This window comes from Isoptericola cucumis (assembly GCF_014635665.1).
Classification (GTDB): Bacteria; Actinomycetota; Actinomycetes; order Actinomycetales; family Cellulomonadaceae; genus Isoptericola; species Isoptericola cucumis.
Genome location: NZ_BMDG01000015.1, coordinates 33,586 through 45,011, shown reverse-complemented (window position 1 = coordinate 45,011; position 11,426 = coordinate 33,586). Strand labels below are relative to the sequence as shown.

The window sequence follows — 11,426 nt, the reverse complement described above, 5'->3', positions numbered from 1 at the left end:
TTCGATGACGATGCAGACCCTCTCCCTCGCCCCCTGGCTGGTCGCGACCCCGATGCTCGGGGCGGCCGTGCTGCTGCTCGCCGGGCGCCGCAGCGACCGCTGGGGCCACTGGCTAGGCGTCCTCGCCAGCGCCGCGACCTTCGTCGTCGGCCTCGTGATGCTGCTCGACATGCTGGGCACCCCGGCGGACGCCCGCGTCGCGCAGCACACGGTGGGCACCTGGCTCGACGCCGGCCCGCTGCACGTGGACCTCGGCTTCCAGGTGGACCCGCTGTCGATGACGTTCGTCATGCTCGTGACGTTCGTCGGCACGCTCATCCACGTGTACTCCGTGGCGTACATGGACCACGACGTCGACCGGCGCCGGTTCTTCGCCTACCTCAACCTGTTCGTCGCGGCCATGCTGCTGCTGGTGCTCGCGGACTCCTACCTGCTGCTCTTCGTGGGCTGGGAGGGCGTGGGCCTCGCCTCGTTCCTGCTCATCGGCTTCTGGGACGGCAGGCGCGAGAACGCGGTGGCCGGCAAGAAGGCGTTCGTCATGAACCGGGTCGGCGACATGGGGCTCATCGTCGCGATGATGCTCATGCTCGCCACCTTCGGCGCCGTCGACTTCTCCACCGTGCTCGGTGCGGCGGGCGACGGGTCCGCGGCGGGCGTCAGCCAGGGCACGATGACGGCGATCGGGCTGATGCTGCTGCTGGCGGCGTGCGGCAAGAGCGCCCAGCTGCCGCTGCAGGCGTGGCTCGGCGACGCGATGGCAGGCCCCACACCGGTGTCGGCGCTCATCCACGCGGCCACGATGGTCACCGCCGGCGTGTACCTGCTGGTGCGCTCCGGCCCGCTGCTCGAGGCGGCGCCCGACGCCCAGCTCGTCGTCGCGATCGTCGGCGCGCTGACCCTGCTGTTCGGGGCCGTCGTCGGTACCGCCAAGGACGACATCAAGAAGGCGCTCGCCGCCTCCACCATGTCGCAGATCGGCTACATGATGCTCGCCGCCGGGCTGGGACCGGTCGGGTACGCGTTCGCGATCTTCCACCTGCTCACGCACGGGTTCTTCAAGGCGGGGCTGTTCCTGGGTGCCGGCTCGGTGATGCACGCGATGGACGACGACGTGAACATGCGCCGCTTCGGCGGGCTCGCCCGGCTGCTGCCGGTCACGGCGATCACCATGGGCCTGGGCTGGCTGGCGATCCTCGGGGTCCCGCCGTTCTCCGGGTTCTGGTCGAAGGACAAGATCATCGAGGCCGCGTTCGTCGGCGAGGGCTGGCGGCCGTGGGTCTTCGGGACGGTGGCCCTGCTCGGCGCCGGGATCACCGCGTACTACATGTCGCGGCTGTTCTTCATGACGTTCATGGGCCGGCGACGCTGGCGTGACGGCGGGCCCGACGACCGGCAGCGTGACGACGGCGCACCCGTGCGCCACCCGCACGAGTCCCCGGCGCTGATGACGTGGCCGATGATCGTGCTCGCGGTGGGGTCGGTGGCGCTCGGCGGGCTGCTCGCCGTCGGGGACGGCTTCGTCACCTGGCTGGAGCCGGTCACCGGGCACGTGGAGCACCACGAACCGGTGCTGCCGGTCTGGCTGCTGATCACGCTGACGCTGCTGCTGGTCGCCCTCGGCGTGGTGCTCGCGTTCCGGCAGTACGCCGTCGCGGCCGTGCCCGTGACGCCGCCGCCGGCGTCCGTCCTCGTGCGTGCCGCGCGCGTCGACCTGCACCAGGACGACGTCAACGAGGCCGTGGTCATGCGGCCGGGGCAGTACCTCACGCGCTCGCTGGTGTACGGCGACCGCACGGTGGTCGACGCCGGCTGGCTCGGCCTGGCCGGCGCCATCGGGCGGCTGGGCACCAGGCTGCGCGGCCTGCAGAACGGGTACGTGCGCTCCTACGCGGCCACGATGCTGGGCGGCCTGGGCGTGGTCGCCCTGGTCGTCTGGCTGCTGGCGAACTGATCGGCCGAGGACGGAAAGGATGACGATGTCCACAGGGTTCCCCTGGCTCACGGTCCTCATCGTGTGGCCCCTGGTGGCGGCCGCCGCGACGGCGCTCACCGGGGCGGGTCGCGGCCGCCCGGCCGGCGGTCCGGTCACCGGCCGAGGGCGGTTCGGCGCCGGCGCCGCGCGCACGGTCGCGCTCGTCGGCGCGCTGGTCGAGGTCGCGCTGCTCGTCGGGGCGTTCGCCGCCTTCGACACCGGCGCGGCCGGCGAGCACCAGCTCACCGAGACCCACGCCTGGATCCCGGCGCTCGGTGCCAGCTACGCCGTCGGCGTCGACGGCGTGGGGCTGCTGTTGGTCGCGCTGTCGGTCGCCCTGGTGCCGCTGGTGATCCTCGCGGCGTGGCGCGAGCAGGGCGGCGACCACGCGAAGCTGCGCCGCTACCTGGCGACGGTGCTCGTGCTGGAGGCGTTCATGGTGGCCGTCTTCGCGGCGCGGGACGTCTTCCTCTTCTACGTGCTGTTCGAGGCCATGCTCATCCCCGCCTACTTCCTCATCGGCGGGTTCGGGCAGGGCGCGCAGCGCCGGTACGCGGCGGTGAAGTTCCTGCTGTTCTCGCTCGCCGGCGGGCTGGTCATGCTGGTGGGCGTCGTGGCCCTGTACCTGCAGGTGCCGGTCGACGCCGCCACGGGCCTGCGCCCCGCCGACGCGTTCCTCACCAGCAACCTCACCGGGCTGGCGCTCGACCCCACGGCCGAGAAGCTGATGTTCGCCGCGTTCTTCCTCGCGTTCGCGATCAAGGCGCCCATGTTCCCGGTGCACACCTGGCTGCCGGACGTCGCGGGGAACGCCACGCCGGGCACGTCCACCCTGCTGATCTGCGTCCTGGACAAGGTGGGCACGTTCGGGATGCTCACCCTGTGCCTGCCCCTGTTCCCGGGGGCGAGCCGGTGGGCGGCCCCGTTCGTCGTCGTACTGGCCGTGGTCTCGATCCTGTACGGGGCGATCCTCGCCATCGGGCAGAAGGACCTGCTGCGCCTGGTCGGCTATACGTCGGTGTCGCACTTCGGGTTCATCATCCTGGGCATCTTCACGTTCACGTCGCTCGGCACCGCCGGCTCGGGCCTGATGATGCTCAACCACGGCATCTCCACCGGGGCGCTGTTCCTCATCGCCGGCTTCGCGATCGCGCGGCACCCGCGCCGCAGCCAGGAGATCGCCGACTTCGGCGGCCTGCGTGCGGTGGCGCCGGTCCTGGGCGGCACGTTCCTCGTCGCGGGCCTGTCGGCAGCGGCCCTGCCCGGTCTGGCGACGTTCGTCTCCGAGGTCATGGTCTTCCTCGGGTCGTTCGCCCGCTGGCCCGTGGCCGTGCTCGTGGCGGTGCCGGCCGTCGTGCTGGCCGCCGTCTACGTGCTGCTGACCTACCAGCGGATGTTCACCGGGCCGGTCGCCGGCGAGCTGGCCGGGGCGCGCGACCTCGACGGCCGCGAGAAGACCGTGGCCGGGGTCCTCGTCGCCGCGCTCGTGGTGCTGGGCGTCGCGCCCGGGCCGGTGCTCGACTACGTCCGCGCCCCGGGCGAGGTGGCGGTCGAGCTCGTGGACGAGACCGACCCGCCGCCGGTGATCGACACGCTGGGCGAGCCTGCGGCCGCCACGACCGAGGGGAGCGCGCTGTGAACGACTTCGTCGCACCGGTCATCGACTGGGCCGCCGTCTCGCCGGTGCTGATCGTGCTGGGCGCGGGGGTGCTCGGGGTGCTCCTCGAGGCGTTCCTGCCGGACCGGGTCCGGCGCACGACGCAGCTCGTGCTCGCCCTCGGCGCGCTGGCCGGGTCGCTCGTCGCCGTCGGCCTCCTGTGGGACCGCGTGCAGGACGGCTCGGTCGCCGTGGTGAACGGCTCGTACGTGCTCACGCCGTTCGGGCTGGGCGTCCAGGCCGTCGTCGCCCTGTGCGCGCTGCTGGGCGTCCTCGTCGTCGCCGAGCGCACCACCACCGGACAGGACGCCTTCGCGCCCGCCGCGGCCGCGGTGCCGGGCACCGTCTACGAGGACGAGACCCGCCGGGCGGGGCTGCAGCAGACCGAGATCTTCCCCCTGCTGCTCTTCGCGACCGGCGGAATGCTGCTCTTCCCCGCGACCGACGACCTCATCGTGATGTTCGTGGCGCTGGAGGTCCTGTCGCTGCCGCTGTACGTGCTGTGCGCGACGGCGCGCCGGCGCCGGCTGCTGAGCCAGGAGGCGGCGTTCAAGTACTTCGTGCTGGGGGCGTTCGCCTCCGCGCTGTTCATCTTCGGGGTGGCGCTGGTCTACGGGTTCTCCGGGTCGGTGCGGCTCGAGAACGTGGTGGCCGTGCTGGCGGAGCCGTCGGTCTCCCCGCTCGGGACGATGCCGGGCCTGGTGGTGGTCGGCCTGCTGCTGGTGATGGCCGGGCTGCTGTTCAAGGTCGGCGCGGCCCCGTTCCACACGTGGACGCCCGACGTCTACCAGGGCGCGCCCACGCCCATCACGGGGTTCATGGCGGCGTGCACCAAGGCGGCCGCGGTGGGTGCGCTCGTGCGTGTGGTCTTCACGCTCGCGGCCGGGCTGGACGCCGACGCGCGGCATGATGTCGAGGTGGCCCTGTGGGTGGTCGCGATCCTCACGATGCTGATCGGCACCGTCGCCGGGGCCGTGCAGACGGACATCAAGCGGCTCCTGGCGTACTCGTCGATCGCGCACGCGGGCTTCCTGCTGGTCGGGACCGTCGGCCTCGACGAGGTGAGCTCGCGGGCGCTGGTCTTCTACCTGCTGGCCTACGGCCTGGCTACGGTCGGGGCGTTCGCCGTGGTGACGCTCGTGCGCGAGCGGACGGTGACGCGCGGCCCCGGCGAGGGTGCGGCCGACGACGACGACGGCGTGGTGCTCGGCGAGGCGACACGGCTCGCCCAGTGGGCGGGCATCGGCCGTCGTGCGCCGTGGCTGACCGCGGCGTTCTGCCTGTTCCTGCTGTCGATGGCGGGGATCCCGCTGACCGCCGGGTTCATCGCCAAGTTCGGGGTCTTCTCCGCCGCGGTCGAGGCCGGGGCGTGGCCGCTCGCGCTGCTGGGCGTGCTCGCGTCCGCCGTCTCGGTCTTCTTCTACGTGCGGATCATCGTGCTGATGGTGCTCACGCCGCCTGCCGACGACGCGTCGGCGGCAGGTTCGTCGTCGGGATCCTCGTCGGGCGGAACCGCGGCGCCCGACGACGGCCTCGACGGGGCGGGGGCGGAGCCGAGCGGTGTGACGGCGACGCTCACCGGGACCGCGACGCGCACCGTCGTGGTGCGCACGGTCGTCACCGTGGTGGGTTCGCGGGGTCCGGCGGCCGTGGCGATCGCGCTGTGCGCCGCCGGTGTGCTGCTGCTCGGCGTCTTCCCGGCGGCGGTCCTGGACCTCGCCGCGCAGGCGGGGCAGTTCCGCTTCTGAGCTCAGCGTGCGCCGGGCCGGGCCGCGGCGTCGTCGGGGCGGAGCAGCCCCACGACGTCGGCGCCGGCCCGGTGGGCGCGCCACAGGAGCACCGCGGACTCCCCGAGCAGGCTGAGCCCGATGCTCAGGGTGACGGGACGCGCCTCGGCCTGCATCCCGGCGAACGCCGCGAGCCCTCCGAGCGTGCCGCCGACGACCAGGGAGGCGACCCAGACGACGAGGGTGCGCCCCGTGTAGCGCTGCACGAGGCGCTCCGGCGGGCCGCTGATCCGGGTGGTCGTGCCGCGCACCCCGCCCAGCGCGACGCCGGCCGCGCCGGTGACCGCGAGCCAGAGCACGTCGGTACCCGTCAGGTCGAGGTCCAGGAGGGTGCGCCCGCCGAGGAACAGCAGCACCGCCGGGGCGACGACGGCGTCCTTGAGGTCGACGGGCTCTCCGCGGAACCGGCGCACGACGACGACCACCAGGACGACGACCACGAGCACGGGCCACCAGGTTTGTAGCACAGTCATGCTAAATAACGTAGCAGGGTTGTGCTAGAAAGGCCGGGTGCCGAAGATCGTGGACCCCGACCGTCGCCGTGCGAACGTCGTGGACGCCCTGTTCCGGGTGGTCCGCCGTGCCGGCCTGGAGGGCGCCTCGCTGCGGCGCGTCGCCGACGAGGCGGGCCTCGCCGTCGGCTCGGTGCGACACTACTTCGACGGGCACGACGCCCTGGTCGCGTTCGCCCTCGACGCGATGGTCGAGCGGGTGACGGCGCGGCTGGTCGAACGGGCCTCCGCCCTCGTCCCGGCGCTCGAGCGGGGGGACCTGACCGGCGCCGCCACCATCGACGCCGTCGTCGACCTGCTGGCGGAGCTCCTCCCGCTCGACACCGAGCGCAGGGACGAGGCGGCCGTGTGGCTCGCCTTCGAGTCGGCGGCACGGACCCGCCCTGAGCTGCGGGAACGGTCAGCGGCGGCGGTGGCCGGCACCTCCGCGCTCGTGCGCCGGGTCCTCGACGGCGCCCACGCCCGCGGCTCGCTGCGGCCCGGGCTGGACCTCGACCTGGAGGAGCAGCGCCTGTCGGCGCTCGTCGACGGGCTGACCGTGCGCGGGGTGCTGCACCCCGAGCTGCTGCCCCCGGACCGGGCGCGCGCGGTCCTCGCGAGCCACCTCGCCGGACTGCGGGCGTGAGCGAACCGACGCGCCCCGCGGGCGGTTTCGGTTCCGTGTTCCCCGGCCCGGCCGGATAGGTTCGGACAGTGACTCGTGCACCTTCCGCGCCGGCCCCCGGGTCGGGGCCCCCGCCGCACTCGCCGTTGCCCACGGCGATCCCGTTGACCGACCCCGCGCTCGCCGACCGGCTCGCGGGGCGGATGGAGCGGGTCGACGCCGCGCTCGAAGCCGCGGTGGCCTCGGCCGACGCGCTCGCGGACGACGCCTCGCGCCACCTGGTGTCCGCCGGCGGCAAGCGGTTCCGCCCGCTGCTGACGCTGCTCGCGGGGGAGCTGGGGGACGGGTCGCGCCCGGAGCTCGTGGACGCCGCCGTCGTCGTCGAGCTGACGCAGGTCGCGTCGCTGTACCACGACGACGTCATGGACTCCGCGCCGCTGCGCCGCGGCGCGCCCGCCGCGCACACGGTGTGGGGCAACTCGGTCGCGATCCTCGTGGGCGACCTGCTGTTCGCCCGCGCGTCCGCGCTCGTGGCCGGCCTCGGCCCGGAGGCCGTGGTGCTGCAGTCGCGCACGTTCGAGCGCATGTGCCTCGGCCAGCTGCACGAGACCATCGGCCCGCGCGACGGCGAGGACCCGGTCGAGCACTACCTGCAAGTGCTCAGCGACAAGACGGCGTCCCTGCTCGCGACGTCGGCGCGCCTCGGTGCGATGTTCGGCGGCTGCGACGACGCCGTGCTCGACGCCGTCGCCGCGTACGGGGAGAAGGTCGGCGTCGCGTTCCAGCTCGCCGACGACGTCCTCGACATCGCGTCCAGCGGCGACGAGTCCGGCAAGACGCCGGGCACCGACCTCCGCGAGCACGTGCCCACCATGCCCGTGCTGCTGCTGCGCCAGCGCGTGGCGCGCGGCGAGGGGACGGCCGTCGACGCGGAGCTCGTCGCCCGCCTCGACGGCGACCTGTCCGACGACGCGGCGCTCGCGGCCGTCGTCGACGACCTGCGCGCGCACGACGTGCTCGCCGAGACGCGGGACCTCGCGGGGCGGTGGGCGCGGGAGGCTGCGGACGAGCTCGCGCCGCTGCCCGAGGGGTCGGTCCGGCAGGCGCTGGGCGACCTGGCCGAGGCCCTGGCCGACCGCACGGCTTGACCGGTCGTCCCGGGCGGTCCGGTCAGCCGACGACGGCGACCGCGTCGGCCGCGAGGACGAGCTGCACCACGCACAGCGCCGCCACCGCCATGCTGAGGCCGAACGGCGCCCGGCTGTGCGTCAGGCGGATGCCCACGACGCCCGCGGCGACCGCCAGCAGGACCGCGCCGGCCGTCAGCCCGGCGGACACGGGGGCGACGGCGCCGGGCGGGCCGGCCAGGATCACCACCGACCCCGCGGCGAGCACCAGCGGCGCCAGCACGCTCGACGCGCGTCTCCCGAGCCGGTGCGGCAGGCCACGGATCCCGGTGGCGCGGTCGTCCTCGAGGTCCGGCAGCACGTTGGCCACGTGCGCGCCGACGCCGAGCAGCGCGGCGGCGCCCACGGTCCAGCCCGCCACCATCCGCCCGTCGCCCGTTGCCGCCACGACGAAGGCGGGCAGCAGCCCGAAGCCCGCGGCGTAGGGCAGCCACGACAGCGGCGTCGCCTTGAGCCACGCGTTGTACGACCAGGCGCTCGCGACCGCAGCGAGGTGCAGCAGCCCGGCCACGACGCCGGTCGCGAGCGACAGGACCACGCACACCGCGAGGGCGGTGAGTGCGCCCGTGCGCAGCATCCGCGGGGTGACGACGCCCGTCACGGTCGGCTTGTCCGCGCGGCCGACCCTGCGGTCGCGTGCGGCGTCGAGCCAGTCGTTGCTCCACCCCACCGAGAGCTGGCCCGCCGCCACGGCCGCCGTGACCAGCACGGCACGCCCGGCGGGGAGCGCGACCCCGACGGCGAAGACCAGCGCCAGCGCCGTGACGACGGCCGCGGGGGCGGGGTGCGTGGCCGCGAGCATCCCGCGCACCCGGCCCGCCGTCGTCGTCCTGCTCACCCTCCGCAACCTACGCGCCGGACGGGTGGTCGGCGTGGTCGGGAGCGTCGTCACGACGTCGGCCGGGCGGGCGACGGGCCGGGCAGGAAGGGCGCCGCTGGTGAGGCGGGAGGGGTGCGACAGGTCGGGCGGAAGGGCGCCCCCGCGCGGGGAGGTGGTCCGGGTGCCACGATGCGAAGCATGTCGCGAGTCCTCGCCGTCGCCCCGGTGCTCCCGGGCGACGCGCACCCGCAGGAGCAGATCGCCGACGTCATCGCGCCCCTGCTCGCGCCGGCCGGGCCGCGGCGCGCACTGGCCCGTCGCCTGCACGCCGGCTCGGGGGTGCGCACCCGCCACCTGGCGCTGCCGCTCGAGCAGTACGCGGGCCTCACGGGGTTCGCGGACGCCAACGCGCACTTCGCCCGCGAGGGCACCGTGCTCGCCGAGCGGGCGTGCGCCCGGGCGCTGGCGGCGGCGGGCGTCGCGCCGCAGGACGTCGACCTGGTGTTCTTCACGTCGGTGACCGGCGTCGGGGCGCCGTCGATCGACGCGGGCCTGGTGTCCCGGCTCGGGCTGCGGCAGGACGTGCGGCGGATCCCGTCGTTCGGGCTCGGCTGCGCGGGCGGGGCCGCGGGGCTCGCCCTCCTGCACGACCACCTGGCGGGCCACCCGGACCGGGTCGCGCTGCTGCTGTCCGTCGAGCTGTGCTCGCTCACCTTCCAGCGCGACGACGGCTCGACCGCGAACCTCGTGTCCTCCGGGCTCTTCGGCGACGGCGCCGCCGCGGTGGTCGTCGCGGGCGACGCCGTCCCGCCGCCGGCGGGCCGGCCCGGGCCGGAGGTGGTGGGGTCGCGCAGCCGGCTCTACCCCGGCACGGCCGCCCACCTCGGCTGGGACGTGCGGGACACCGGGTTCGGCATCGTGCTGTCGCCGGAGCTGCCGCGTCTGCTGCGCGCGCACCTCGCGGGTGACGTCAAGGACCTGCTCGCCGCGCACGGGCTCGAGCCGGACGACGTCGGCACGTGGGTGGTGCACGCCGGCGGGCCGAAGATCGTGGACGCCGTCCGCGACGCGCTCGAGCTCCCCGAGGCCGCGCTGGTGCGCACCCGCGCGACGCTCGCGGCGCAGGGCAACCTGTCGTCGTCGTCCGTGCTGCACGTGCTGGCCGCGACGGTGGCGGACGGCGACCCGCCGCCCGGCGGCTGGGCCGTGCTGATGGCGTTCGGCCCGGGCGTGGCCGCCGAGCTCGTGCTGCTGCGCGGGGCGGCGGCGTGATCGCGGGCGTGCTGGCGTATGCGGCGCTGGTGCTGGCGACCGGGCTGGAGCGCCTGGCGGAGCTCGTCGTCTCGGCCCGCAACGCCCGCTGGTCGTTCGCGCGCGGCGGCGTGGAGTCCGGGCGCGGGCATTTCGGGGCCATGGTCGCGCTGCACACGGGCCTGCTGGTGGCGTGCGTCGTCGAGGTGGTGGTCGCCGACCGGCCGTTCCTGCCCTGGCTCGGCTGGCCGATGCTCGCGCTGGTGCTGGGCAGCCAGGGCCTGCGCTGGTGGTGCATCGCCACGCTGGGCCCGCGGTGGAACACCCGGGTGATCGTGGTGCCCGGCCTCCCGCTGGTGCGCCGCGGGCCGTACCGGTGGCTGCCGCACCCGAACTACGTGGCCGTGGTCGTCGAGGGGATCGCGCTGCCGCTGGTGCACACCGCGTGGGTCACGGCGGTCACCTTCACGGTCCTGAACGCCTGGCTGCTGCTCGGCTTCCGGATCCCGGCGGAGGAGCGTGCGCTGCGGCTCGCCGTCGGTCCGGGCCGCGAGGCCGGGACGGCCTGATGCCCGACGCCGACGTCCTCGTGGTCGGGGGCGGCCCGGTGGGGCTCGCGGCCGCGATCGAGGCCCGCCTGGTGGGACTCGACGTCGTCGTGCTGGAGCCGCGCACGGCACCGGTCGACAAGGCGTGCGGCGAGGGGCTCATGCCGGGCACCCTCGCCGCGGTGCGGCGGCTGGGCGCCGAGGCGCCGGGGTGGCCGCTGCGGGGGATCTCCTACCGGCAGGACGGCCGGGTCGCGGACCACCTCTTCGCCGCCGGCCCCGGGCGCGGGGTGCGGCGCACCCTCCTGCACGCCGCGCTGCACGACGCGGCGACGGCGGCCGGCGCGGTGGTGCTGCCGCGCCGGGCGGGGCCGCTGGTCGAGGACGCCGACGGCGTCGCCACCGCCGGGGTGCGGGCGCGCTGGCTGCTGGCCTGCGACGGTCTGCACTCGCGGGTGCGCAGAGAAGCGGGGCTCGAGGCACGTGACGACCAGGGTCGCGGTACCCGGGCCCGGCCCCGCAGGTTCGGGCTGCGGCGGCACTTCCGCGTCGCGCCGTGGACCGACCTGGTGGAGGTGCACTGGGGCCCGCGGGTCGAGGCCTACGTGACGCCCGTGGCCGACGACCTGGTCGGGGTCGCCCTGCTCGGCCCGCCCGGCACGGACTTCGACACCGAGCTCGCGACGCTGCCCGAGCTCGCCGTGCGCCTCGCGGGCGCGGCCCCGGACGGACCGGTCCGCGGTGCGGGGCCGCTGCGGGTGCGCAGCACGGCCCGCACGCGCGGTCGGGTGCGCCTCGTGGGCGACGCCTCGGGGTATGTCGACGCGCTGACGGGGGAGGGGCTGCGGGTCGGACTGGCGCAGGCGCGGGCCGCCGTCGCGCACCTGACGGACGCCGCCGCGTACGAGCGGGCGTGGTCGCGCGCCACCCGTGACTACCGGCTGCTGACCGGCGGGCTGGTCGCCGCGGCGACGTCGCGGCTGCGCCGCGGTGTGGTCCCCGCGGCGGCGCGGCTGCCGCGGACGTACGGCGCCGTGGTGGAGCGTCTCGCCCGCTGAGACCGACCGGTCGATCCGGGGCTGTATCAG

The 11,426-nt window shown here is 75.2% G+C and carries 10 protein-coding genes; 8 read left to right on the top strand and 2 right to left on the bottom strand.

The features are described from left to right. Positions 1-10: 10 nt before the first annotated feature. Genes nuoL through nuoN form a run of 3 tightly spaced genes read left to right on the top strand, consistent with a single transcriptional unit; the run spans position 11 to position 5,377 of the window. Entirely contained in the window at positions 11-1,951 is a 1,941-nt protein-coding gene (gene nuoL, locus IEW03_RS18310; protein WP_188525218.1) for an NADH-quinone oxidoreductase subunit L, read from the top strand. 25 nt (positions 1,952-1,976) lie between these two features. After that, complete coding sequence (locus IEW03_RS18305) at positions 1,977-3,611, top strand: NADH-quinone oxidoreductase subunit M (protein ID WP_188525217.1); 1,635 nt, start codon at positions 1,977-1,979, stop codon at positions 3,609-3,611. Beyond that, positions 3,608-5,377 (top strand): NADH-quinone oxidoreductase subunit NuoN, encoded by a 1,770-nt coding sequence (gene nuoN, locus IEW03_RS18300; RefSeq protein ID WP_188525153.1) that lies wholly within the window; start codon positions 3,608-3,610, stop codon positions 5,375-5,377. Before IEW03_RS18305 ends, nuoN begins: the two co-directional genes overlap by 4 nt. Before the next feature lie 2 nt (positions 5,378-5,379). Here nuoN and IEW03_RS18295 read toward each other — a convergent pair whose 3' ends face one another. Then, positions 5,380-5,889 (bottom strand): DUF1453 domain-containing protein, encoded by a 510-nt coding sequence (locus IEW03_RS18295; protein WP_188525152.1) that lies wholly within the window; start codon positions 5,887-5,889, stop codon positions 5,380-5,382. Between the two features lie 37 nt (positions 5,890-5,926). Between IEW03_RS18295 and IEW03_RS18290 the strand changes: the two genes are divergently transcribed. Beyond that, complete coding sequence (locus tag IEW03_RS18290; RefSeq protein ID WP_188525151.1) at positions 5,927-6,553, top strand: TetR/AcrR family transcriptional regulator; 627 nt, start codon at positions 5,927-5,929, stop codon at positions 6,551-6,553. A gap of 182 nt (positions 6,554-6,735) precedes the next feature. Further along, positions 6,736-7,680 (top strand): polyprenyl synthetase family protein, encoded by a 945-nt coding sequence (locus IEW03_RS18285; protein ID WP_188525216.1) that lies wholly within the window; start codon positions 6,736-6,738, stop codon positions 7,678-7,680. 22 nt (positions 7,681-7,702) lie between these two features. Here the strand turns inward: IEW03_RS18285 and IEW03_RS18280 are convergent, their stop codons facing one another. Continuing rightward, positions 7,703-8,557, bottom strand: a complete 855-nt coding sequence (locus tag IEW03_RS18280; RefSeq protein WP_229738425.1) for a UbiA family prenyltransferase — start codon at positions 8,555-8,557, stop codon at positions 7,703-7,705. 180 nt (positions 8,558-8,737) lie between these two features. Between IEW03_RS18280 and IEW03_RS18275 the strand changes: the two genes are divergently transcribed. The 3 genes from IEW03_RS18275 to IEW03_RS18265 are packed head-to-tail and all read left to right on the top strand — an operon-like array spanning position 8,738 to position 11,396. Next, positions 8,738-9,811, top strand: a complete 1,074-nt coding sequence (locus tag IEW03_RS18275) for a type III polyketide synthase (protein WP_188525150.1) — start codon at positions 8,738-8,740, stop codon at positions 9,809-9,811. Positions 9,812-9,819: 8 nt separating this feature from the next. Beyond that, complete coding sequence (locus tag IEW03_RS18270; RefSeq protein WP_188525149.1) at positions 9,820-10,359, top strand: isoprenylcysteine carboxyl methyltransferase family protein; 540 nt, start codon at positions 9,820-9,822, stop codon at positions 10,357-10,359. After that, positions 10,359-11,396 carry an NAD(P)/FAD-dependent oxidoreductase gene (locus IEW03_RS18265; RefSeq protein WP_188525148.1) on the top strand — a complete coding sequence of 346 codons (1,038 nt, stop codon included), beginning with the start codon at positions 10,359-10,361 and terminating at the stop codon, positions 11,394-11,396. The genes IEW03_RS18270 and IEW03_RS18265 overlap by 1 nt, the downstream gene beginning before the upstream one ends. The last annotated feature ends 30 nt before the right edge of the window (positions 11,397-11,426 follow it).